Raw genomic sequence first — 23,953 nt, 5'->3', positions numbered from 1 at the left:
CATTTTGATAGACATCTCTAACCATTACCCGTCATGTCTAATAAGTAGAGATGCCTCAAAAAAAAGATAATAAAAGAGACTCTAGCATGAAAAAACCCACGAGCGGGCGCACAGCAAAAAAGAACCCTAAAGCAAAAAGTGCCGCAGCCGGTGATGTGCGTATCATTGGTGGGCAGTTCAAGCGCCGTATTGTCAGCTTCATCGATGCAGATGACCTGCGTCCAACGCCCGACCGCCTGCGAGAGACATTATTTAACTGGTTATTGGCCGATATTCACGGTGCACGCGTACTCGATAGCTGTGCAGGCAGTGGCGTATTAGGGTTTGAGGCGTTGTCCCGCGGCGCAGCTCACACCACTTTTATTGAAGTTAATACGGCACAAAGCAACATGCTACGTCAAAGTGCTGAGCAATTACGCCTTGATACCGCAGCTTACACGGTTATCACTGGCACGGCTGAACAAGTACTGAGCCAACACCAGCCGATTGAGCACCCGTTTGATATCGTATTCATCGATCCCCCTTATGCTCAGGATCTATGGCAGCCTATTTTGAGTACGCTGATTACCAATGCATTGATTGACCAATCAACGCTAATTTACTTAGAAGCGGATAAAGATTTAACACCTCAGCTTGAGCAACTAGAAGAGCAGCTTAATGAAAATCGCGACGCCCAACTAGAGACAACAACGATATGCTTTGAATGCTTAAAGCAAACCAAAGTTGGACAAGTTGTCGCTGGACTTTATCGGCTGTCACCGTCATAATTACACCCTAATTGCTAAGCGCATCATTAGCAATTATTTGTTAAGCAATATCTAATAAACCCTTCAATACCTGTAAAAATGTTTAAAACCGCTTAAAAACTGGCCAAACGCTGCAGTTTAATGTACAAAGGCGAAAATAAACCCCAATGCAGCTTGCAAGCGTAGGCGCTACTGCTTATAATGTGCAGTCTGTTTTTTGAGAGCCCCGTTCCCAGCTAAACTCTCAACGAATTCTAATTTTAAGGTTTTATCATGAAAACACTTAGTGCAAAACCAGCTGAAGTGACCCATGACTGGTATGTCGTAGATGCTGACGGCAAAACCCTTGGTCGCTTAGCCACTCAAATCGCAACTCGCTTACGTGGCAAGCACAAGCCTTCTTATACTCCGCACGTAGATACTGGTGACTTCATTGTTGTCATCAACGCAGAAAAAATCGCGGTAACGGGTAAGAAAGCGCAAGACAAAAAGTACTATCGTCACAGTGGCTACCCAGGTGGTATTAAAGAAACCAACTTCACAAAGCTGATTGCACATAAGCCTGAAGATGTTCTACACAAAGCAGTTAAGGGTATGCTTCCAAAGGGCCCTCTTGGCTATGCGATGATCAAGAAGCTGAAACTATATGCGGGTACTGAACATCCACATACTGCACAGCAACCTAAAGAACTAGACATCTAAGGATATACTTATGGAACGCAATTACGGAACTGGTCGCCGCAAGACGTCTACTGCTCGTGTCTTTTTATCAAAAGGTACTGGTAGCATTGTTGTTAACGGTAAGCCACTAGACGAATACTTCAGCCGTGAAACTTCACGCATGGTTGTTCGTCAGCCATTAGAACTACTAGACTCTGCTAACCAATATGACTTATATGTCACTGTTGCAGGCGGTGGTATCAGTGGCCAAGCTGGCGCAATCCGCCACGGCATCACACGTGCATTGATCGAAGCTGACGAAACTTTGAAGCCTGCCCTAAAAGCAGCTGGTTTTGTTACTCGTGATTCACGTCAAGTTGAACGTAAGAAACTGGGTCTACGTAAAGCACGTAAACGTCCACAGTTCTCAAAACGTTAATCAAAGCCCGCTCTTATCTTTTTGCTACTGTTGTCTTTTTCTCGGAGCGATGGTAGCAAACTCAAATAAGAGAAGCGTTTTGCAAAGCCTTATAAGCTGGTCACAGCTTATAAGGTTTTTTTATGCCTGCTGATTGGCCTATAGGTAGTGTGGCTATAGTAGAACCTCAATAAAATTGATACAGCATAGGAAACGCGCTCGATTAAACGCTACTTTTCTTGCTTGCTGTGACTGCGTCTCCAGAGGCTGCGAAAAATAGCGTTTAATCTTGCTATACCATTTTTATAATGGTTTCACTATATCTCTCATTGCAATAGCTATCGATATACGTACTTTATATTAGCACTGCAAATTAAGAACCTTATAAACATTCTCACTTGCAAAGCATTTGAGCCTACCCCATCATATCAATAACTTTTCATCATTAGCTGCAATGTGATACACGGTGCGGCAGAAGGATATTATGAAAGCGCCAGAACAATACGATCCCAGCAAACCATCAAATAATAATAGCGTACCGCCTAGCATGAAAAAGTCGGCTAAGTCGCCTGCTATACCTGCTGGTACGCCAACGATTACGCAGAACCATAAACGTACCGCGCAAGCAGAAAACAAGCCCTTTCAATGGCAGTTTTTATTGCCAAAGTATTGGGGTATTTGGTTGTTGTTTTTGGTGATGTTACCCCTGATATATTTGCCACTGCGTTGGCAGTTTTGGCTAGGTCGTAAGCTCGGCATATTGATTTATAAAGCTGCAGGCTCACGTAGGCGTGACACTCTGATTAATCTAAAGCTGGCGTTTCCAGAAAAGCCAGAAGCTGAGCGTGAATTGATGGCAAAGCAAGTCTTTGTCAATCAAGGTATTGGGGTGTTTGAAACCCTATGTGCTTGGTTCCGTCCAAATATATTTACTAGAACGGTATCTATTTCGGGATTACAGCATCTTGTTAATGCGCAAAACGAGCAGCGTCCGGTTATTCTATTGGGTGCGCATTATACGATGCTGGATTTGGGCGGCTTACTGTGCGCGCAGTTTTTCCCTGTCGATTGTATGTATCGTACACAGAATAACCCTCTACTCGATTGGTTTATTTATAATGGTCGTACCAATATATTCGGTAAACAAATCTCCAGCCGCGATATGCGAAGCCTAGTCACCTCTATCAAAGCGGGGCATGTGATTTGGTATTCCCCCGATCAGGACTATGGTCTCAAACAAGGGGTCATGGCGCCATTTTTTGGGGTGCCGGCAGCAACGATTACCGCATCACGCCGTATGGCAAAATTAGGCAGCAAAACGCATCCACCCGCCGTGATGGCGCTACATACCTATCGGCAAACCCCAGATAATCTACCACGTGGTAAGCGACCTCATTATCACTTGACCATCACCCCAGAGCTTGACAACTATCCAAGTCGTGATGAGGTTGCGGATGCCACTCGGGTTAATGAAGTTTTAGAGGGACTCATACGTATTGACCCTACTCAGTGGATGTGGTTCCATCGCCGCTTTAAGCATGGGCCAAATGGTCGTACGGATATCTATAAGTAGGCCTTTATTTTCAAAAGGTCTGATAAAATTTGCTATACTTTGTGACTGCTATTTTGCACTTTTAGTCACGCATTATAATAATTTGACAAACAAAATAACGGATTTTTCATGAGCGACAATCACAGTTCTGGACAAGCAGCCCCACATAAACGCATTTTGACAGGGATCAAACCCACAGGTATTCCGCATCTTGGTAACTACGTTGGCGCGATTCGTCCGGCCATCCAGTCTATTCAAAACAGCGATAGCGACGCTTTTTTCTTCTTAGCGGATTATCACAGTATTATTGGTTGCCATGATCCTGCGATCATTCACGAGTCAACCAAAGCCATTGCCGCGACATGGCTCGCTTGTGGTCTCGATCCTGAGCGTGTGACTTTTTATCGTCAGTCAGATGTGCCTGAGATTTTGGAGTTGTCATGGATTTTGAGCTCCTCATGTGCCAAAGGACTTATGAACCGCGCTCATGCCTACAAAGCAGCGGTCGATGCCAATATGGAAAAAGAAGACGTTGATCCTGACCAAGGGATTAACATGGGGTTGTTTGGCTACCCTGTGTTGATGGCTGCTGATATTTTGATGTTTAATGCCACGCATGTACCTGTTGGCCGCGATCAAATCCAGCACATTGAAATGGCACGTGACATGGCTGGTACGTTTAACCATCGTTATAAAACGCTCTTTACCCTACCGTCAGCGGTTGTAGACAATGATATACCACTACTTACTGGCCTAGACGGCCGCAAGATGAGTAAGAGCTATAGCAACACCATTCCATTGTTTGGTGAGCCGAATCCGCAAGTTAGCTCTGAAAAACAAATGCACAAAGCCATCATGAAAATCGTCACCAACTCACAGTTGCCTGATGAGCCAAAAGACCCTGATGACTCTGCTCTGTTTGAGATATATAAAGCATTCGCCACGCCTAAAGAAATCGCTGATATGCGTGCGCAATACGCAGCAGGTATTGGCTGGGGTGATGCTAAGCAAGCACTATTTGACAAGATTAATGATGAGGTTGCGCCGTTCCGCGCGCGTTACGAAGAACTCATGGCCAATCCAAAAGAGCTAGAAGAAATCCTACAAATGGGTGCGGAAAAAGCCCGTCGTCATAGCCGTAAGCAGCTGGATAAAGCCCGCCGTGCCATTGGTATTCGCCCACTAGCGAAGCTTAAATAAATGACTTCTGATCGTTTATAATGCCGACATTTAATCCAAGCCATTTTTTATCTTACTGTCAGTCTTTATATACGAGGCTGACAGTACGTATGACTCTGAACAATCCAATCGGCTGGCTCGTCATCGCCATGTCGAACCAGATGCGGCGCAGTTTTTGGCCAATATTGCCACGATCAGACAGCCCAAAAAGGTACTAGAGATTGTTACCTCAACGGGCTTTTCGACATTGTGGCTGGCTTATGGTCTACGGCATCAGGCTGAATGTGACTTTATATCGCTAGACATCGATAAAAGCCGCAGTGATGCTGCTCGCCAGCATCTGCAAAATACGGGGCTATCTGACTCTGTTAGATTAATCGTACAAGACTCCTTTATTTTTTTAAATAGCAATGAAGATGTCTTTGACTTGGTATTTTTGGATGCAGAGCGGCAATTCTATATCGATTATATCGAAGGTCTGTATAACGCATTAGACGTCAGTAGTGTACTTATTGTCGATAATGTCATCTCTCATCGTGATGAGGTGAGCGAGTTCTTGGCAGAATTCACCAATGATTCTCGTTATATTTGTCATACGTTAGATGTTGGTGCTGGACTATTTATGGCAGTGCGCCAGGAACATTAAGTATTATGGATACATCCAACACGACTGCTCTACGCATCTATCAGACGCCAGTACAGCATCTACCAGACGATCTTTATGTTCCGCCACAAGCGTTTGCGATTTGGCTAGAGCAATTTGCAGGTCCTTTAGATTTCTTATTATATTTGGTCAAAAAAAATAATGTTGATTTGACACAAATGCCGATTCTACCAATCACTGAGCAGTATTTGGCTTATATCAGTGAGTTAGATACTGTACACTTTGAGTTGGCAGGCGATTATCTGCTAATGGCGTCCACGCTCATTGCGATCAAAACCGAATTACTATTGCCTACCCCTGACACCCCAACCGACGAACGCGATCCAAAAGCCGAGCTGATTGAGCGCCTAGAAGAGTATGCGCAAATCAAAGTGGCCAGTCAGCGCTTAGATGATTTGGTACGTTTAGAGCGTGATGTTTTTTTAGCAATGGTCAGTATGCCTAGTCAAGATGTCATGAATGCTGAGCTGCCTAGCTACTCGCCTACTCTGCTGATCGATAGCTTGTTCAAAATGCAGCTACAGCCAGACTATCAAATGCATACCATCAAAATTGATGCCGTACCACTTTCTGATCGTATCGCTAGTATTAGCAGGCAACTGAGTACTGATGGTGCCCGCTCCTTTTATGAGCTACTAGACAAAGCACAGGGTAAGATAGGCGTGGTCGTGAGCTTTGTCGCTGTACTTGAACTGATTAAGCGTCAATTGGTTGGTGTGGTCTATACAGAATCCAATAATGATACAAGCACGTTAATGAAGCATGATACCGATCCATCCGATATAGACAATCAATCCCAAGAGCTAACCCTACAGTGGTTGGCATAGCAATCATTAGATTAACTTCCTAGCTTGACCGTTATTGAATACATAATATTAAGATAAGAGCATACTTTAGATGGTAGATATTGACGACTCAAAGCAGCCTATTGAAGCCGAAACTACAGGCACCGCTACAGCTGCCTCTATTGGGGCAAATCAGGCGTCTCTTGAAGATGTGAGCAAGCACATTGAAGTTCTCTTACATGCTTCAGAAGCGCCGCTGACAGCTCACGCGTTAAGAAAACATTTATCATTATCTACTAAGGAATTAAAGCAAGCCTTAGAGGTGCTAGAGCGACGGTTAGAGACCGGTGTGCTGAACCTACATGAGACAGCCAGCGGCTACCGACTACAAATTTCCGATGCCTATAGCGGCTTAATTCAGCAGGTTTTTCCGCAGCGTCAAGAGCGTCTGAGCCAAGCCTTACTTGAAACTTTGAGCGTCATTGCTTATAAGCAACCTGTGACACGTAGTGACATCGAGCAAGTGCGCGGTGTGACGTTATCAAGCAATATACTACGCCAGCTATTTGATAAAGGGTGGATCATTGAAAAAGGCTTTAAGGAGACCTTAGGCCGCCCAGCGCTCCTTCACACCACCGCACAATTCTTGGATGCATTTGGGCTGAGTCATTTAGATGAGCTACCACCAATGCCAGATATGGACTCCATACGAGCTATGTCTTAATTTTTCTGCTGACCAAACTATCATTACGCTCATAAAAAAGGACAGATCATATAAGATCTGTCCTTTTTATTTGGCTATTACTCTTAGGGGTTGTCACTCTTAGAGGCTTTCAACCTTAGATAAATAGCAAAGCATCATAATCTGCTTCATCAATTAGCTCGTCCTTATTGATTGATAACATCAACACCTTTTGGTGGAGTAAACTTAAACTGACTGCTGCCGATACTTGGATTCATTTTGATACCACTAAACTTAATAGAGGTCGTTTGACCTAGCGTATCATTCAATACCATCATCACAGGTTTGCCACCACTAAAGCTCATTGATAAGCTCTTAAAGCTGGCATTATCAGATTTTGGGTACAACACATAGTAGTTCTTATTGCTATATGGCTGAGTGATTTTAAAGTTTTGATCAATCTTGCTTGGATCACCTGATAATAACAGTGCTGGCGTATTGCCTACTTGGCTATCGACGTTCTGCTTAGTCGCTTGCTCCAAATCTTTGTCATAGATCCACATAGAGTTGCCATTGGCAACGATTAGCTGATCTGACGGTGACTTGGTTTCCCAGCGGAAGTTATTGGGACGCTGTACACTCATAGAGCCTTTAAACGTACCACTGCTCGCGCCTTTAGTCGTTTGACTGAAATTAGCCGTCATACTCTTGGTATTGGTCAGCAATTTGTTCAAACGTTTAGCAGCTGTTAGGTTATCAGCAGGAGCTGCTGTGGCTGTTTGAGTCAATGCCATCATTGGCGCTGCGATACCTAACGATGTCATTAATACACCTGCTAAAGCACCACTCATCATCTTCTGTTTGGTTGATTTTTTCGTAGATAAGTTCATCATAAATCCTCTCTAAAAAAGCATAATCGCTTTAAAGTTGTTGCTAAAAATAAAATGTTCTATTGAAATTTTTGTTTTCTATAAATACTGCTTTTACCGAGCTAAAACTGGTAACCATCAGCAATGGCAACAGTGTGCCAGTTTTTTTATTACGCGCCTAGTCATGATTTGCAATCTTTACTACGGCTGCCATACACACTTGTAACCAAGACAGTTACACGGTAAAAGTTTGCATTTAGCATCGTTAGTTAGCAAAACCGAGGTAATGAATACAGCTAAACCTTTAAGTAGGTAAGTTAACAGTATAAAAGAGCAAGAAATATGTCTGCTACAACCGAATGCTCATCTCAATTTTGGTAAGCAGTTTCATTATTAAGACTAATGGTTTCCTTAAAAGATAACGTGCTTTCTGCCTTCCATCATTAATAATGCATAAATTAATAGATAAAAATTTGCTAGAAATCCTAAAAAAATAGCCATGATGATGAAAGTTTCAGTTCCCTCTAAATAACTTCTCATTACTTTAGAGTTACCCGCTGACGTAAAACCAAAAAACCAAATCCAGCCTAAGTTGATAGCGATAAGTAGCGATGCAGTTATAAAGATAGATCTTTTGGGATTTTCTCCCACTTCATGATTCAACTTATCTGGATTTCTGGCAGCTAATTTGAATTCTCTAACAACCTCGAATGACAATCCTTTTAAAAAATAAGCAGCTGTTATAGCAATGAAAATTATTATGAAGTACAAGACTGTAAGGTCATTCAACAGTCTTATTCTACCCGAGGCTAGCTCCATGGATTGAGCGAAGGGTGTTATTCCCGTAAAATCTGAGAAATAATTTCCAAACATTAACGGCGTAAAAAACACGAACACGAATCCATAAAGATAGATGTATTTAAAAGGTGATAAGTCATTAAGGATATTTAGCATGGTCTTATGAGAAATATAGTGCTGTTTTTTCATTTTTTCTTCAAACCTATCCACGATTCATTTACTACCTCTTCAAATCTTTTATTCAAACTATCCGTCTTTCATAAAAAGATATTAGTTAAGATTGTTGAAATAGTATATTTTAAGAGCTAGCGTTGAGTGATATTGTTCAAAATACCATTCCTTAATCCTTATCATTAACTCATGGTACCCTACAAACGCAAAAAGCCCCTACTACCATCAGGCAATAGGGGCTTTTGATTATCCGATCCTCTCATTTAACAATGAGAAAATTTAGGCGGATAATTATGCGTTTTCAACCGTCACATAACGACGGTTAAATTTACCTTTGGTCTCAAACTTTACAACACCATCATTTAGTGCAAATAAAGTATGGTCACGACCCATGCCAACGCCTTCGCCTGCGTGGAATTCTGTACCACGTTGACGAACGATGATGTTACCAGCTGTGATAGCTTGGCCACCAAAGATTTTTACGCCTAGCATTTTTGGGTTTGAATCACGACCGTTACGGCTTGAACCGGCAGCTTTTTTATGTGCCATGAGAAAATCTCCTTGTTAATGTGACTTATCGCTTATGCGACAACTCTTAAGCATTTAGTGCGCTATTTAGCAAACATTGCTAAACGGGTAATTAGGCATTAATGGCTTTGATTTTTAACAAGGTGTACCATTGGCGGTGACCTTGCTCTTTGTGATAATGCTTACGACGGTTGTGCTTGATGATACGGATTTTTTCGCCGCGACCATGCTCAACAACTTCAACTTCTACGCTAGCGCCATCAACGACAGGCTGACCGATTTTGACGTCATCGCCGTCAACAACCATCAATACGTCTTCAAATTTGATTGTTTCGCCTTTTTCTGCTTTTAGCAATTCAACTTTAAGCAATTCATCGACGACTACACGGTGCTGCTTACCACCAGTTTTAATTACTGCGTACATTGTATGACTCCGTTTAACCCGTGTGCCGTGGTAGATATTATACCTACGCTTCAATAACAAACACGACAGGGAAAAATTAAAGGCAAGATTTTACGGCTTTTTGCTTATAAAAGCAAGCCGGGCGTCTTGTTTTTGCAAGGTGGTTACACTAAATCACCATCATCTGCATTGTTATATACGCTACAAATTATCAGCCCGTCGTAGACGACGATACTCATAAAAGCAGCATAACAATGGTTATAAATGATGGTTTGAGCCTAACGGGGGCTATTATAACTTATATAATCAGTTACTTACAGCCTTTTATCTATCATTTATGTGACGACAAAACCTCGTGATAAGTTAACATTCTTACCATCAAATTATTGAACGCTTTCATCAGTTTGCCCTGCCTTCTATGCATGATAATAGGCGCACAAGCGACCTCTGAGCTACCCTTATGGTGTACTTTAACCAACAATTTTCAAAGGCAGCTATGTTATGATAAGCAAAACGATACCTTATCTATGAATAGCTGAAGTCAAGGTTATAAAAACTCTCTTTATTCTTATCAATATGACTATTTATTATGACTATTACCTCTTTAAGTAACACCGCCTCCACTTCTCAATCAACGCTCAGCTACGCTGATATTCAAAGTATCGTGGCCAGTGATTTTGAGGTGATGGACCAGCAAGTATTTGGTAGTCTCAACTCGAAAGTACAACTGGTCATGAGCGTCTCTCAGCATGTGATCAACGCTGGTGGTAAGCGTATGCGCCCACTGATTACGCTGCTTTGTGCGCGTATGTTTGACGACAATCCATCAGAAAAAGCGATGCACCTAGCCGCCATTACTGAGATGCTACATACCGCAACCTTAGTGCATGACGATGTGATCGATGAATCAGGACAGCGCCGCGGTAAACCGACGGCAAACGCCACATGGGACAATGCCACTGCCGTATTGGTCGGTGACTATCTCATAGCGCGCGCATTTAATCTCTTGGTTGGTTTTCAAAGCTTGCCATTGTTGCAAGTCTTCTCTGATGGTACCTGTGATATCGCTGAAGGCGAAGTTTTGCAGTTGCAGCATCAACACAACCCTGCCGCAACAGAAGACGACTACTTGCGCATCATCGATGGCAAAACGTCACGCCTATTTATGATGGCAACTCAAGGCGCGGCTATTTTGCAAGACAAAACAGAATATATGGCCGCATTAGGCGACTTTGGGCAGCACTTTGGTAATGCGTTTCAAATTATCGATGATATCCTTGATTATAGTGGCGATAGCGACGTAATGGGCAAAAACCTAGGCGATGATCTTGCAGAAGGTAAACCTACTCTGCCAACTATCAAAGCACTCGAACTACTAAAAGACAGTGACAACGAAGGTTATGAGCAGCTACGAATCGCTGTGCAAACGGGTAAAACACCAAATGCTGAGCAACTGATTGAGTTAGTACGTAGCTCAGGCTCATTAGATTATTGCAAGCAACGCGCGTTGGAAGAAACCAAACTGGCGCAACAAGCCCTCAGCACACTGCCTGACAATCGCTATCGTACAGGTTTGTATCAATTGACTGAGCTTGCTAGCGCACGATTGGTATAATTAAATATGAGTCGTCTATGTTATCGACTAATTAAGACAATCGGCTAATTAAAACAACCAGCTGATTAAGACGACTCATTTTTTAGCAGTGCTTTTAGCAATCAATGAACAGCAATCCCATAACTTAAAAGCGCCACTCTTCAAAAACCTATTCTCTTCAAAACCAACGTACCAGTTAAATAGTTACCTTTCTTTAAGTTTTATAAATCTTTGCAGTACTATAATCATGTAAGGATTTTTGAAGGTTGGATGATATTTGACCACGCTCATTAGAGGCTACTGACTGCTCTAAGTCGCTATATTTTAAAGGTCATAATTAGGGGTTGATAAATTTGTTGAATTGTTTACAAAGCAGGTTTTCTGCTGTTTTAAGACCTTAATACTACTAAGGCTTTACGATTATAACAAAAAATTACAATAAATTTCGATAGTAGGTTGTATGTCTTCTTATTAGCTGCTAGTTGGTGTAGCGGTTACTATGGCGGGATTTTATTTACTCAGCGAGCACAGTGCGGTCAGTTTTTGTCAGCTTTCCTATCGTGAACCACTTGACTGTGGGGTTACCCCAATAGTTTATAATAACTCTTTAAATTTACTAACCTACTTTGTGGTCTGCCTACACTTCTAATATCACATTTACCAAATCGCGTCTCAATCAAACTCGCTACTGGCTGCCTTACTAGCGATTTTTATTAAATCCATTGACTCAAAGGTTGAGTATGCCGTACTGGCATGAATGTGCAGAATAAGTAGACCCTCGATAGTTCGTACATCAAAATTTATTGTTTAACTTTTTATACTGTCGTTATTTTATATCTATTGCCGAGGACATTGATGAAGCACTCTACTCTTGCGCTTGTAATAGCATCTGTACTATCTGGAGCTGTACTGGTTGGCTGTGACAAAAACGATGACGCCGCTGGTGAGCAAGCCGCACAGCAGCAAATGCCGCCTGCGGTGGTCAACGTTCAGACTGTCACTCTCGACACCATCCCCCAAGTACAGACTTTTTCTGGACGTACTGCAGCTTATCAAACTGCCGACGTCCGCCCACAAGTAAATGGCGTCATTGACGAAGTGTTATTCCGTGAGGGAAGCAATGTCAAAAAAGGTCAGCCACTTTATCGCATTAATACTGATAACTATGCCTCTTCGGTAAGCAGTGGTCAGGCAGCCGTACAGCAATCACAGGCGAACTACCAGACAGCATTGGCAAATAATGCCAATGCAAAAGCTGAGCTTGCCAGCCGCCAAGCGTCATTGGCTCAGGCGCAAAATGACTTACAACGTTTGCAAGGCTTGGTCAGTATCAATGCTATTTCACAACAGCAGTATGAGCAAGCTCAAACTGCCGTACGTACCGCGCAGGCAGCGGTGCAAAGTGCCGCAGCTGCTGTCGGTCAGACACAAGCGGGTATTGAAAGTGCCAAAGCAGGCATTCAAACCGCGCAAGCTGGTCTTGATGCTAGCACATTGGATCTGAACCGTACTATCGTGCGTGCGCCTCTCACCGGTCGTACGGATCGCTCAAGCGTAACTGCTGGTACGCTGGTTAGCGCCGGTCAGGCGGATCCTTTGGTTACCATTTCGCGCTTAGATCCTATCTACGTTGATATCAGTCAGTCATCATCTGAGCTGCTCAAGCTACGTCAGCAAATAGCAGACGGCTCAGCTCAGCCAGGCATGAACTCAGTTGAGTTGGTGCTAGAGGATGGTTCAGTCTATCCCGTGCGTGGCAAGCTTGCCTTGTCTGAAGCAAAAGTGGATGAATCAACAGGTGCGGTTACCTTGCGTGCGATTTTCCCAAACAGCAACAATATTTTGCTACCGGGTATGTACGTGACAGCTCGCTTAACTCAAAGCGTCATTACCAACGCAGCACTAGTTCCTCAAAGTGCTGTCACGCGTACGCCTAAGAGCGAGACGCAAGTTTATATCGTTGATGAAAACAACAAGATTCAAGTACGTCCAGTCACTATCAACGGTACTTATGATGGTCAGTGGGTTGTTACTGATGGCTTAAAAGCAGGTGACAAAGTAGTTGTGATAGGCGGTGCCAAGGTTAAACCTGAGCAAGAGGTGGTTGCCAAGCCACTAGAGAGCGCAAATCCAGCGCCATCTGCACAAAGTGCACCCAATGCTAAGACGCCGCAGCAAGCGGCAAAAACAATGGATAAAAAGCCAGCTAGCAATGCCACTTCTAGTGAAAAATCAACAGAAGCCGCTGCTAACTAATTCCATTCAAAGACTAGAAGACTTAGGGATATACTATGTCACGTTTTTTTATTAATCGCCCTATTTTTGCTTGGGTGCTGGCTGTTTTGGTCATGCTCATCGGGGTGTTATCGGTTCTTAACCTACCGATTGAACAGTATCCACGTATTGCGCCACCGACGATTTCGGTCAGTGCAAGCTACCCTGGTGCTAATGCGCAAACCGTTGAAAACTCCGTTGTACAGGTCATTGAACAACGTATGAAAGGTCTAGATGGCCTGATGTACATGTCATCATCGAGCTCTTCGAATGGTGGTGCATCAGTCACGCTGACTTTTGAAAATGGTACGGACTCTGATACGGCACAAGTACAAGTACAGAACAAACTGCAAGCTGCGATGAGCTCATTGCCTGAATCAGTACAGCGTCAAGGTGTCAACGTCAACAAATCATCCAGTAGCTTTTTGATGGTACAGGCGTTCATCTCTGAAGACGGCAGTATGGATCGGGCCGATATTGCCGATTATATCAACTCAAATGTCCTCGATTCGATCAGTCGTGTTGAAGGTGTGGGTGAAGTTCAGGTATTTGGTTCTACCTATGCCATGCGCGTTTGGCTTGATCCTGCACGCCTACGCAGTTATAACATGGTGCCATCTGATATCGTCAATGCGATACGAGCGCAAAATGCTCAGGTATCTGCCGGTCAGTTAGGACAGGCACCTGCTGATACAGATCAACAGGTCATCAACGCAACCGTTACGGTTCAAAGCTATCTACAAACGCCTGAAGAGTTTAAAAACATTCTGCTGAAAACTGATGTCTCTGGTGCGCAAGTACGTCTCGGCGATGTAGCAGACGTCGAAATCGGTAGTGAAAACTATAGCGTTGTGTCCTTATATAATGGACAAGAAGCAGCTGGTCTAGGTATCTCACTTGCTGGTGGTGCCAACGCGCTTGAAACTCGTGAGGCTGTTGGTGCACGTATGGCAGAGCTGGAGCAAAACTTCCCATCTGGTCTAGCATCAGTTGTTCCCTATGACACAACGCCTTTCGTGAAGCTTTCTATCGAGCAAGTCGTGCATACGCTTATTGAGGCTATTGTCTTAGTATTCATCGTCATGTTCATTTTCTTACAGAACTGGCGTGCAACCATCATTCCAACGCTTGCCGTACCTGTTGTTCTATTAGGTACGTTTGCTGTGCTATACGTTGCGGGCTTTAGTATCAACGTATTGACCATGTTTGCTATGGTGTTATCCATCGGTCTGCTGGTCGATGATGCGATCGTTGTTGTCGAAAACGTAGAGCGAATATTAGAAGAAGACCCTGATATTTCGGTCAAAGATGCAACCGTTCAGTCGATGGGCGAGATCAGTAAGATCGTTATTGGTATTGCGCTGATTTTGTCTGCCGTATTTGTACCGATGGCGTTCTTTGGTGGCTCAACAGGGGTTATTTATCGTCAGTTCTCTATCACCTTGATCACGAGCATGGTGCTATCAGCCATGGTCGCACTTATTTTTACGCCTGCGCTATGTGTGACTTTGCTAAAACGTGGCAAAAGTCACGAAAAAGGCAGTACTGAACAACAAAAAGGTTTCTTTGGTTGGTTTAACCGTGGCTTCTTTAAGCTAAGCCGCTCTTATGAAAACTTCGTCGGCAAAAGTATTCGTTTCAAATGGCTATATATGATTGGTTATGCAGCCATTATCGGTATTATGGCCGTTGTCTTCTTGCGTATTCCAGGTTCGTTTTTGCCAGAAGAAGACCAAGGTATTATGTTCACCTTGGTTCAGCTTCCTGCGGGCTCTACGCTAGATGAGACGCAAGACGTACTGGATAAAGTTAGAAACTATTATGATACTCAAGAGACTGACAACATTGCCTCTGTCTTTACCGTTGCAGGCTTTAGTTTTGCTGGTCAAGGTCAAAACATGGGTCTGGCGTTTGTGCGCTTATCAGATTGGGAGGAGCGTTCTGGTGATGAAAACACAGCGCAAGCCGTTGCTGGTCGTGCGATGGGTTATTTCTTTACTCAGATAAATGAAGCTCAAGTATTTGCCATTGTACCGCCAGCCATTACTGAGCTTGGTAATGCCAGTGGTTTTGATTTGATGCTACAAGACAGTGGTAACCTCGGGCACGACGGATTACTTGAAGCCCGTAACATGCTCTTAGGAATGGCGGCACAGAACGATCAAGTGTCTGGTGTGCGTCCTAACGGACAAGAAGACTCACCGCAGCTCAAGGTCAATATCAACCAAGAGCAAGCAGCCGCTTATGGTCTATCATTGAGTAACATCAATAGCGTCATCTCGACTGCATGGGGCTCAAGCTACGTCAACGACTTTATCGATCGTGGCCGTATCAAACGTGTCTATGTACAAGGTGAAGCCAGCAGCCGTACCAACCCTGATGACATTGGTAAGTGGTATGTACGAAACGAGACGAATGATATGATTTCATTTGATGCATTCTCTAGCAGTGAATGGCAGTCAGGCTCACCGCGTCTGACGCGTTATAACAGCTTACCATCAATGAATATCCAAGGTAGCGCAGCACCAGGTTTGAGTACTGGTGAAGCCATGAGCTCAATGGAAGCCATGATAGACAAATTACCTGAAGGCATCAGTTACGAGTGGACGGGTATGTCATTGGAAGAGCAAAAATCAGGTGCCCAGGCGCCGATGCTTTATGCGCTTTCGATCCTAGTCGTATTCTTGTGCTTGGCGGCACTATATGAGAGCTGGTCTATCCCCTTCTCTGTCCTATTGGTTATTCCACTTGGGGTATTGGGTGCGGTGATATTTACGTGGTTACGCGGTTTTGCTAACGACATCTACTTGCAAGTGGGTCTACTCACCGTCGTTGGTTTGTCCGCCAAAAACGCCATCTTGATTATTGAATTTGCCAAAGAACACCAAGAAGAAGGCTATAGTCTGACAGAGGCCGTCATGACCGCAGCACGTCAACGTCTGCGTCCAATTATCATGACCTCACTTGCCTTTGGACTGGGTGTTGTGCCATTATTCTTAGCGAACGGTCCAGGCTCAGGCAGTCAGAATGCTATTGGTACCAGTGTGGTCGGTGGTGTCTTAACCGCTACCTTCCTCGGCATCTTCTTTATTCCTATGTTCTATATTTGGGTCCGTAGTGCGTTCCCGCATAAATATGAGAACAATAAACCAAACGATAAAGATGATGGCAATGGTACGCCTGACTCGTACAACCCAACGTCTTCTGATACCTATCAGCCTGCAAGCCTTGGAGACAACAGATAATGAGTGCTCAAAATATGTTTATCACCAATTCAGCAGCAGTACCAGTATCTGCTGCACAGCCAGCTATCTCACGCTTGCGTAAAAACGGCAGTCGCTTGCTCGGTTTAACTGCCTTAGCAATGAGCATGGCCGCTTGTAACACCATCCCAAAAGCGGATATGAATCCTGTTTTGGCAGAGCCAAATATCCCGATGCAGCAAACCTATGGGGCATTTGATCAAGAAACAATCAGCACTCCTGAGCAGCCAAGTATTGCGGCCCAGCGTTGGCAAAATTTCTATAGCGATGAGCGCTTAAAAGGACTTATTGCGCTGGGTCTTGAGAAGAACAAAGACTTTGAAAGTGCGCGTTTGGCAATTGAAAAGGCACGCGCGCAGTATCAAATTACCGATATCAATGACGCCCCAGCCATCAACGGCAGCGCAGGCTATACTCGTCAGGCACAAAACCGTGTCAGCACTAGCCCAAACAGTAGCTATAACGTACAGCTTGGTCTTGCCAGCTATGAGCTAGACTTTTGGGGTCGCATCGCTAGTTTAAAAGATCAAGCGTTACAAAGCTTCTTGGCAACCACTGCTGCCAAAGATGCCACCCAAATCAGCCTGATTAGTAATATTGCTCAAAGCTATGCCAATCTCAGTTACAGTCTGGCACAGTTAAAGTTGGCAGAAGCTACCGTACAGAGCCGTGAGCAGTCACTGTTTATCGCTAATAAGCGCTTTGAGGCAGGTATTGATCCCAAGCTACCATCACTACAAGCCAGCGCTTCACTTGAGAATGCTAAGCTGGCGGTACTGCGCGCGCAAAGCAGTATTCTGCAGTCACGCAATGCCTTGCAGTACTTGGTGGGCGGCGCTATACCGAATGAGCTGATCCCAACGCCTGCGGTCAGCAATATCACTACTCAAAAGATATTTAGCGCAGGATTACCAAGCGAGCTGTTACGCTACCGTCCTGATGTGCTACAAGCAGAATATAACCTAAAAGCGGCTGGTGCCAATATCGAAGTGGCTCGTGCTGCTTATTATCCTTCGATCAGTCTTGCCAGTAGTGTTGGTGTGAGCAGTAGCAGCCTGAGCGATTTGTTCAAAAACAGCGCGGTTGGTTGGTCGTTTGGTCCTAACATTAGCGTGCCTATTTTTGATGCTGGTCGCTTGGATGCCAATTATGATGTCGCGCAAATCGAACGCAAGCAAACATTGGCAAGTTATGAGAGCGCTATTCAGACCGCCTTCCGTGAAGTGTCAGACGTACTGGCTACGCGTGCTACTTTGGGTGAGCAGCTACAATCGCAGTATCGCTTGCAAGATAACTTTGAGCAGACTTATCAAATTGCAGATGCCCGCTTCAAAGCCGGTCTTGATAACTATCTAGACGTACTTGATGCTCAGCGTTCTCTATTCTCTACTCAGCAAGGTATATTGGATTTAGAGCTACAGAAAATCACCAGTCAAGTTGAGCTGTATCAAGCCCTCGGTGGCGGTGCCAACCTTGATGTGCCAGCAGTGATTCCTGTACCGCAGCACACCAACTTAGCCCAAATCGTCACTGGATCTGCCAAAAGTGCAAAAGCCAAAGCAACAAATGCTATTCAAGCAGCTGGCTCAGCACCTGTTGTGTCTCCACAAGAGGCCTTAGCAATCAAGCAATCTCAAACGACAAAAACCACCACTTTTGAACCCACCGCCATCGTCGATGTGAATGATGATGGTAGAAAAGATGCAGCCGTCGGTGTGGTAACTGAAGAGACTCGCTTCAATGATGCGAGCGTTGAACAGGTGCCTGTGACACAGATTGTTGAGCCTTAAATGATGGGCTCATAATCTCGTGACGTAACCGTATCTTCACGTTGATAGTCGATAAGTATCACCAGCCCTACCGACTTAACTTGGTAGGGCTTTTTGCTTTATTTTGAGCCTTTTAGTTATAGTAAAATCGTTTTATAAGTCGTTTTTTTGATAAGCCAGTGCCATAAAGCATGACACTATAAAAAACGACTTATAAAATAATTTTCACTCGAGCAACACCATAACTATTAAAATGATAGTAAGGAATTATTATGAGCTATACGTTTAACCGCCAATACCCCGCCACTCGCTTGCGTCGTCTACGCTATAACGACAATGTACGAGCAATGATTCGTGAAGTCGAACTGCATCCCAAGCACTTTATCGCGCCTGTCTTTGTATTAGAAGGCGACAATCAGCGCGAGACGATCTCTAGCATGCCGGGCGTTGAGCGTTTATCAATCGATTTGCTTATTAATTATGCCAAAGAGCTTTTGGCAGAGGGTGTCACTACCATCGATATCTTCCCTGTCATTGACAACGCATTAAAAACCCCTGATGGCAAAGCCGCTTACGACGAGGATGGTCTTACCGCACGCGCAGTCAAAGCGGTCAAAGATGCCGTACCAGAGATGGTCGTCATGACTGATGTCGCACTAGACCCTTATACATCGCACGGTCAAGACGGTCTGCTCGACGACAGTGGTTATGTCATCAATGATGCAACCACCGAAGTATTGGTCAAACAAGCCCTTGTGCATGCCCGTGCTGGTGCTGATATCATCTCTCCTAGTGACATGATGGATGGACGTATCAAAGCCATGCGTGATGCCTTTGAAGCAGAAGGCTTTTTCAATACCGCGATCATGGCCTACTCAGCCAAATATGCCTCTGCTTACTACGGTCCGTTCCGTGATGCTGTTGGTAGCGCTGGTAACTTAAAAGGCGGCCACAAAAAACAGTATCAGATGGACTTTGGCAATCGTGCAGAAGCCTTGCATGAAGTGGCGATGGACATCAATGAAGGCGCTGACATGGTCATGATCAAACCCGGTCAGCCATACTTAGACCTCATTCGTGAAGTCAAAAACACCTTTGGTGTACCGACCTTTGCCTATCAAGTCTCTGGTGAGTATGCCATGCACATGGCTGCTATCCAAAACGGTTGGCTCAGTGATGCTGTGATTTTAGAATCTCTGATTGGTTTCCGCCGTGCTGGTGCTGATGGTATTTTGACTTACTTTGCGTTAGAGGCAGCCCGTCAGCTAAACAATGGTTAATATCAATTAAAATGCCTTTTACATTGTAAAACACCCCAGCTGCTTCATAGTCGCTGGGGTGTTTTTTATTGAAATTCTATTTATGCTTAGCCGTTTTTGCTCACATGTATAAAGCAAACATGTCTATAGCTGATCACGATGATGTGCTGTCGTAAAATCAATAGCAGGGCCAATAGGGATGATACGAGTGGGGTTGATATTGGCGTGGCTGGTGTAATAGTGCTGCTTGATGTGCTCCATATTCACTGTCTCAGCGATACCTGGAACTTGGTATAGATCACGCAGATAGCCCCACAGGTTTGGATAATCGATAATGCGGCGTAGGTTGCATTTAAAATGCCCAACATAGACCGCATCAAAACGAACTAAGGTGGTAAACAGTCGCCAATCCGCTTCGGTGATAGTGCTCCCTGTGAGGTAACGCTTATCTGCTAGGCGCGCTTCCAGTGTATCTAATGCAGCAAACAGCTCAATCACCGCCTCTTCGTAAGCCTCTTGTGTGGTCGAAAATCCAGCCTTGTACACCCCATTATTAATCGTCGTATAGACAAACGCATTAATATCATCGATTTCTGGCAATAACGATGCTGGCGAAAAATCTCCTGCTAGTGCGCCAACCTCATCAAAAGCTGAATTAAACATACGAATGATCTCTGATGATTCATTACTCACAATCGTATTGGTCTTTTTGTCCCATAAAATCGGAACAGTAACCCGTCCCGTATAGTTGGGTTTTGCTTTAATATAAAGCTCATAAGCATAATCTGCATGGATAAGCGGATCAGGGATTACGCCCTCGCCCTCTGCAAACGTCCAGCCGTGCTCTCCCATAAAGGGATGAACCACAGATATCGGAATGATCTGCTCCAAACCTTTGAGCTTACGATAAACCAAAGTGCGGTGTGCCCAAGGACAGGCTAGCGACACGTATAGGTGATAGCGATCAGGTTCAGCTTTAAATCCGCCAACACCTGTAGGACCTGCACTGCCATCTACCGTTACCCAGTTCCTAAACCCGGCATCTTCACGCTCAAATCGACCACCATTTTCTTCCGTGTCGTACCATTTATCTTGCCACTTACCATCGACCAATAAGCCCATGTTATCCTCCGACTAATTCTAGTTTTCATTAAATGCTTGTTTAATACAAATGACTTTGCGTCATCGTACTATGACCATCGCATTTGTTAGAGAGATATAATACCAGTTATAGGCGCTGATCCATTAGGTTTCACCCTATTATTAACAATAAAAACTAAACTGGTTAAAATAAATATTTAGAAAATATACATAAAAAACATACTGTAGTATTTGATAATAACGCGTGACGTCAAATATTATGATAATAAAATAAGATAATTATAAAAAAGGCTTGCAAAGTCTGAAAAACTTGCTAAAATGCATGGCCTAAATAGGCGTATAGCTCAGTTGGTTAGAGCGCTACCTTGACATGGTAGAGGTCGTTGGTTCGAATCCGATTACGCCTACCAGATTCGAAAAGCCCCAATCTTAAGATTGGGGCTTTTTTTATGCTTGTAATATAAGGGCTGTAGCGAAAAATACTTGCCTACATCGACTCATAGTCATGATTATACAATTAGATTTAAATCATCTAAAAAATTGACGGTGACCAAAACGTGACCAAAACGTGACCGACCCTTGAAAACCATTAAAATTAAAACCCTCTTTTTGACCTCTACTTCAAATTCTAAGCTAAAACCTATTTCTGAGTATTTTTCTCTTTATCCTCTTTTACATATTCAAAAATATCCCCTACCTCTACTTCTAAATACTCACAAAGCTTATCTATAGTGTCGAAATCAATTCTAGATGATTGATCGTTATATATTTTATGTAATGTCGTCTTGCTTACCCCTGTTGCTCGTACGGCATCCGCTACCTTTAGCCTTCTTTCAGCTAACAAAGTTGGAAGATGGTTAACTATCATCCTATAAACTCCAATTATAATTATAAAAAGTACTTGCATAGTTATAAATTTATGGTAAATTACAACTATGGTGTTTAAAAGTACCATTATGGTTAAACTTTATACAAGGAACATATTATGTCACATACCTACCTGACTACCCAAGAGCTTTCTGAGCTTATCAAATATAACCCTCGTACTATCCGCAATGAACTCAAGGATAGTGTGCTTATCGAGGGTATTCATTACATACGTCCATTTGGTGGTCGTAAGATTCTGTACATTTGGGAAGAGATTGAAAAAGATATGCGCACTGGCATTGCCGGTAGCGTCAATGCCATGGCACTTCAATAAGGAGAAATAGAATGGCTAGTATCAGAAGTAGATACGGCAAGCTGGTTGTAGATTTTTATTACATGGGTATACGCTGTCGGGAGACGACAAACCTAACAGACACACCAACGAATCGTAAGAAGCTTGAAAAAGTGATCGAGAAGATGGAAGCAGAAATCATCTTAGGACTGTTCAACTACGCTAAGTACTTTCCAAAAAGTGATAAAGCGGCACAGATGGTAGCGTTAAACGATCGCAAGGAATGTATTAATACCGATACGCCCTCTTTTGAACAATTTGCAGAATTATGGTTCTCTGAAAAAGAAATTGAATGGCGCGATACCTATAAGCGCAAAATAAAGGAGATTATTGATATGTACTTGATTGCTAAGTTTGGGACTAAACCCATTCATCTCATAAAAAAGACAGATGTATTAGCCTTCCGTTCATCGCTCGCCAAAGTAACGTACGGAAAAGCTAACAAACATCTGTCAGCGGCACGCATCAATTCGATAATGGTACCTTTAGGTATGATACTAAAAGAAGCAGCTAAACGCTATAAATTTGATAATCCTTACTACGATATCAATGCGCTCAAGCAACCTAAAACAGATATCCAACCATTCACACTAAGTGAGGTTTGGACGTTTATTAATGGGGTGAGAGCAGACTATCGCAATTATTATCTAGTACGTTTTTTTACAGGTATGCATACCAGTGAGATTGACGGGCTAACGTGGGAGAACATTGACTTTGACCGACGTGAGATTGTAATCAAACAAGCTTATGTCAAAGGCAAAATTGTTCCCCCTAAGACTCAAGAGTCTTACCGTGCGATTCAAATGTCACCTTGGGTCTACGATGCTCTGAAGGAACAGCAGGCCATCACTTATAAGCGATCTGACTATGTGTTTTGCGCGCATACGGGTGAGCCACTTGATTACAACAACGTGAATAAACGTGTTTGGCACCCTACTCTTAAGATTTTAGGCCTTAAGAAGCGCAATGCTTATCAGACGCGTCATACTGCGGCCACACTTTGGTTAGCAGCTGGTGAAAGCCCTGAATGGATAGCGAGTCAAATGGGACATGCGACAACTAAGATGCTATTCAACACGTATAGCCGTTACGTACCGAATATGACTCGGCAGGATGGTAGTGCATTTGAAGCATTGGTCAATCGCAGTCAGATTGCTCAAGTATCTACCGATAAGGGGCCTCACAATGAAAATGATTGATTACGATAAGCTGCATGCGACGTTTAAACCTAGTGGCTATATCAGTAATGGTGCAGATAATATTGCTAACTACCTTATCTGTGAGCTCTGTATTCAGTCGGGTACTGGTTTGGCTAGGTTCCTGAGTATTGATAGCTGCTTTGATAATCATATGGCGCTGCGCATATGGGTTCAGACGCGCTTAGATGTCAATCCTGACTATGTCGTTGATGATATGTGTAGTCAGCTACAGAGTGAGCTTTACGAGCTACTACCTCAAACTGGCTATGGATACTAAGGAGAATGTTATGAGTTTGAACTTCGTCTTTGATTCAGCTCTAGAGGATGCAGCAAAGCGTTTGTGCCATGAATATTGGTCCTATGTGTCGCCCAGCAATTATATAGCGCATTTGGAACTGCTTTTTTACGACCACAACATAGAGTTTGATGAATTGTTCGCTACGCTTGCAAAATGTCAGGTTTATTTAGATGACGTACACTGTGAGTACTGTGGTCGTCCCTATCAACTAGATGTCCCAGCAGATGTACCTTATGCAAGGAGGTTAAATTCTTGGTTTTGTGATGGGTGTATTAGCTTTTCTGGTGGACAGCTTATTGTAGATAGATAGGTTTTTGAAAATAATTTATTGCCAGACAACTTAGGTTGTCTGGTTTTTTATTGCCTTTTAAAACTTTAACGACATCTGTTGTCGTCAAAGTCCTTTTAAATATTGTTTTGTCAACAAAGTTCGAGCCCATCCCAGATTCTGTGTAACTGCCGTTTAGATTAAATGCTTGCTGATACGGTCATCAAACATAATCATAAAGCGATTTAAAGCAG

The 23,953-nt window shown here is 43.5% G+C and carries 23 protein-coding genes and 1 tRNA gene; 18 read left to right on the top strand and 6 right to left on the bottom strand.

Annotated features, from left to right (window positions below; all coding sequences use genetic code 11):
* Positions 1–86: 86 nt before the first annotated feature.
* From rsmD to scpB, 8 genes are all read left to right on the top strand, one after another.
* Positions 87–767: a 16S rRNA (guanine(966)-N(2))-methyltransferase RsmD gene (gene rsmD / locus BTW00_RS11725; RefSeq protein WP_075107556.1), complete on the top strand. Its 681-nt coding sequence runs from the start codon at positions 87–89 to the stop codon at positions 765–767.
* A 252-nt stretch (positions 768–1,019) separates the two neighbouring features.
* The gene (gene rplM, locus BTW00_RS11720) at positions 1,020–1,448 is read left to right on the top strand and encodes a 50S ribosomal protein L13 (protein ID WP_058025928.1); all 429 of its coding nucleotides are present in this window, start codon (positions 1,020–1,022) and stop codon (positions 1,446–1,448) included.
* Positions 1,449–1,458: 10 nt separating this feature from the next.
* Positions 1,459–1,845, top strand: coding sequence for a 30S ribosomal protein S9 (gene rpsI / locus BTW00_RS11715; RefSeq protein ID WP_058025929.1), 387 nt, complete (start codon positions 1,459–1,461; stop codon positions 1,843–1,845).
* A 463-nt stretch (positions 1,846–2,308) separates the two neighbouring features.
* Entirely contained in the window at positions 2,309–3,397 is a 1,089-nt protein-coding gene (locus BTW00_RS11710) for a lipid A biosynthesis acyltransferase (RefSeq protein WP_075107555.1), read from the top strand.
* A 108-nt stretch (positions 3,398–3,505) separates the two neighbouring features.
* Positions 3,506–4,576 carry a tryptophan--tRNA ligase gene (locus tag BTW00_RS11705; protein WP_075107554.1) on the top strand — a complete coding sequence of 357 codons (1,071 nt, stop codon included), beginning with the start codon at positions 3,506–3,508 and terminating at the stop codon, positions 4,574–4,576.
* A 49-nt stretch (positions 4,577–4,625) separates the two neighbouring features.
* Positions 4,626–5,201: an O-methyltransferase gene (locus tag BTW00_RS11700; protein WP_075107553.1), complete on the top strand. Its 576-nt coding sequence runs from the start codon at positions 4,626–4,628 to the stop codon at positions 5,199–5,201.
* A gap of 5 nt (positions 5,202–5,206) precedes the next feature.
* The gene (locus BTW00_RS11695) at positions 5,207–6,046 is read left to right on the top strand and encodes a ScpA family protein (protein WP_075107552.1); all 840 of its coding nucleotides are present in this window, start codon (positions 5,207–5,209) and stop codon (positions 6,044–6,046) included.
* Positions 6,047–6,116: 70 nt separating this feature from the next.
* The gene (gene scpB / locus BTW00_RS11690) at positions 6,117–6,728 is read left to right on the top strand and encodes an SMC-Scp complex subunit ScpB (protein ID WP_075107551.1); all 612 of its coding nucleotides are present in this window, start codon (positions 6,117–6,119) and stop codon (positions 6,726–6,728) included.
* A gap of 164 nt (positions 6,729–6,892) precedes the next feature.
* Here scpB and lolA read toward each other — a convergent pair whose 3' ends face one another.
* The 4 genes from lolA to rplU form a co-directional block, all read right to left on the bottom strand.
* Positions 6,893–7,579 carry an outer membrane lipoprotein chaperone LolA gene (gene lolA, locus BTW00_RS11685; RefSeq protein ID WP_075107550.1) on the bottom strand — a complete coding sequence of 229 codons (687 nt, stop codon included), beginning with the start codon at positions 7,577–7,579 and terminating at the stop codon, positions 6,893–6,895.
* 387 nt (positions 7,580–7,966) lie between these two features.
* Positions 7,967–8,542, bottom strand: coding sequence for a hypothetical protein (locus tag BTW00_RS11680; protein WP_075107549.1), 576 nt, complete (start codon positions 8,540–8,542; stop codon positions 7,967–7,969).
* A gap of 273 nt (positions 8,543–8,815) precedes the next feature.
* A complete protein-coding gene (rpmA, locus tag BTW00_RS11675; RefSeq protein WP_058025936.1) occupies positions 8,816–9,073 on the bottom strand; it encodes a 50S ribosomal protein L27 in 258 nt (85 codons plus the stop codon).
* 91 nt (positions 9,074–9,164) lie between these two features.
* Entirely contained in the window at positions 9,165–9,476 is a 312-nt protein-coding gene (gene rplU / locus BTW00_RS11670; protein ID WP_058025937.1) for a 50S ribosomal protein L21, read from the bottom strand.
* Positions 9,477–10,044: 568 nt separating this feature from the next.
* Here rplU and BTW00_RS11665 point away from each other — a divergent pair.
* From BTW00_RS11665 to hemB, 5 genes are all read left to right on the top strand, one after another.
* Entirely contained in the window at positions 10,045–11,070 is a 1,026-nt protein-coding gene (locus tag BTW00_RS11665; RefSeq protein ID WP_075107548.1) for a polyprenyl synthetase family protein, read from the top strand.
* Positions 11,071–11,904: 834 nt separating this feature from the next.
* The gene (locus BTW00_RS11660) at positions 11,905–13,305 is read left to right on the top strand and encodes an efflux RND transporter periplasmic adaptor subunit (protein WP_075107547.1); all 1,401 of its coding nucleotides are present in this window, start codon (positions 11,905–11,907) and stop codon (positions 13,303–13,305) included.
* Between the two features lie 35 nt (positions 13,306–13,340).
* A complete protein-coding gene (locus BTW00_RS11655) occupies positions 13,341–16,568 on the top strand; it encodes an efflux RND transporter permease subunit (protein WP_075107546.1) in 3,228 nt (1,075 codons plus the stop codon).
* On the top strand, positions 16,568–18,376 hold the full coding sequence (locus BTW00_RS11650) for an efflux transporter outer membrane subunit (RefSeq protein ID WP_083603643.1): 1,809 nt from the start codon (positions 16,568–16,570) through the stop codon (positions 18,374–18,376). The genes BTW00_RS11655 and BTW00_RS11650 overlap by 1 nt, the downstream gene beginning before the upstream one ends.
* 251 nt (positions 18,377–18,627) lie before the next feature.
* Positions 18,628–19,635 carry a porphobilinogen synthase gene (gene hemB, locus BTW00_RS11645; protein ID WP_075107545.1) on the top strand — a complete coding sequence of 336 codons (1,008 nt, stop codon included), beginning with the start codon at positions 18,628–18,630 and terminating at the stop codon, positions 19,633–19,635.
* Between the two features lie 123 nt (positions 19,636–19,758).
* Here the strand turns inward: hemB and BTW00_RS11640 are convergent, their stop codons facing one another.
* Positions 19,759–20,736 carry a glutathione S-transferase family protein gene (locus BTW00_RS11640; RefSeq protein WP_075107544.1) on the bottom strand — a complete coding sequence of 326 codons (978 nt, stop codon included), beginning with the start codon at positions 20,734–20,736 and terminating at the stop codon, positions 19,759–19,761.
* 312 nt (positions 20,737–21,048) lie between these two features.
* On the opposite strand from BTW00_RS11640, the gene BTW00_RS11635 reads away from it, so the two are divergent.
* A tRNA-Val gene (locus BTW00_RS11635) sits at positions 21,049–21,125 on the top strand.
* 230 nt (positions 21,126–21,355) lie between these two features.
* Here the strand turns inward: BTW00_RS11635 and BTW00_RS11630 are convergent.
* Positions 21,356–21,583 (bottom strand): helix-turn-helix transcriptional regulator, encoded by a 228-nt coding sequence (locus BTW00_RS11630; protein WP_075107579.1) that lies wholly within the window; start codon positions 21,581–21,583, stop codon positions 21,356–21,358.
* Positions 21,584–21,700: 117 nt separating this feature from the next.
* Between BTW00_RS11630 and BTW00_RS11625 the strand changes: the two genes are divergently transcribed.
* Genes BTW00_RS11625 through BTW00_RS11610 form a run of 4 tightly spaced genes read left to right on the top strand, consistent with a single transcriptional unit; the run spans position 21,701 to position 23,741 of the window.
* Positions 21,701–21,916, top strand: coding sequence for a hypothetical protein (locus BTW00_RS11625; RefSeq protein WP_075107543.1), 216 nt, complete (start codon positions 21,701–21,703; stop codon positions 21,914–21,916).
* A gap of 11 nt (positions 21,917–21,927) precedes the next feature.
* Complete coding sequence (locus BTW00_RS11620) at positions 21,928–23,133, top strand: Arm DNA-binding domain-containing protein (protein ID WP_075107542.1); 1,206 nt, start codon at positions 21,928–21,930, stop codon at positions 23,131–23,133.
* Positions 23,120–23,410 (top strand): hypothetical protein, encoded by a 291-nt coding sequence (locus tag BTW00_RS11615; protein ID WP_075107541.1) that lies wholly within the window; start codon positions 23,120–23,122, stop codon positions 23,408–23,410. Before BTW00_RS11620 ends, BTW00_RS11615 begins: the two co-directional genes overlap by 14 nt.
* Before the next feature lie 10 nt (positions 23,411–23,420).
* Positions 23,421–23,741 (top strand): hypothetical protein, encoded by a 321-nt coding sequence (locus BTW00_RS11610; protein WP_075107540.1) that lies wholly within the window; start codon positions 23,421–23,423, stop codon positions 23,739–23,741.
* Positions 23,742–23,953 lie beyond the last annotated feature (212 nt).

It is taken from the genome of Psychrobacter sp. C 20.9, from assembly GCF_001921765.1.
GTDB lineage: Bacteria > Pseudomonadota > Gammaproteobacteria > Pseudomonadales > Moraxellaceae > Psychrobacter > Psychrobacter piscatorii_B.
Note: the sequence above shows the minus strand (reverse complement) of the source record. Positions and strands in the feature narration are given on the sequence as shown.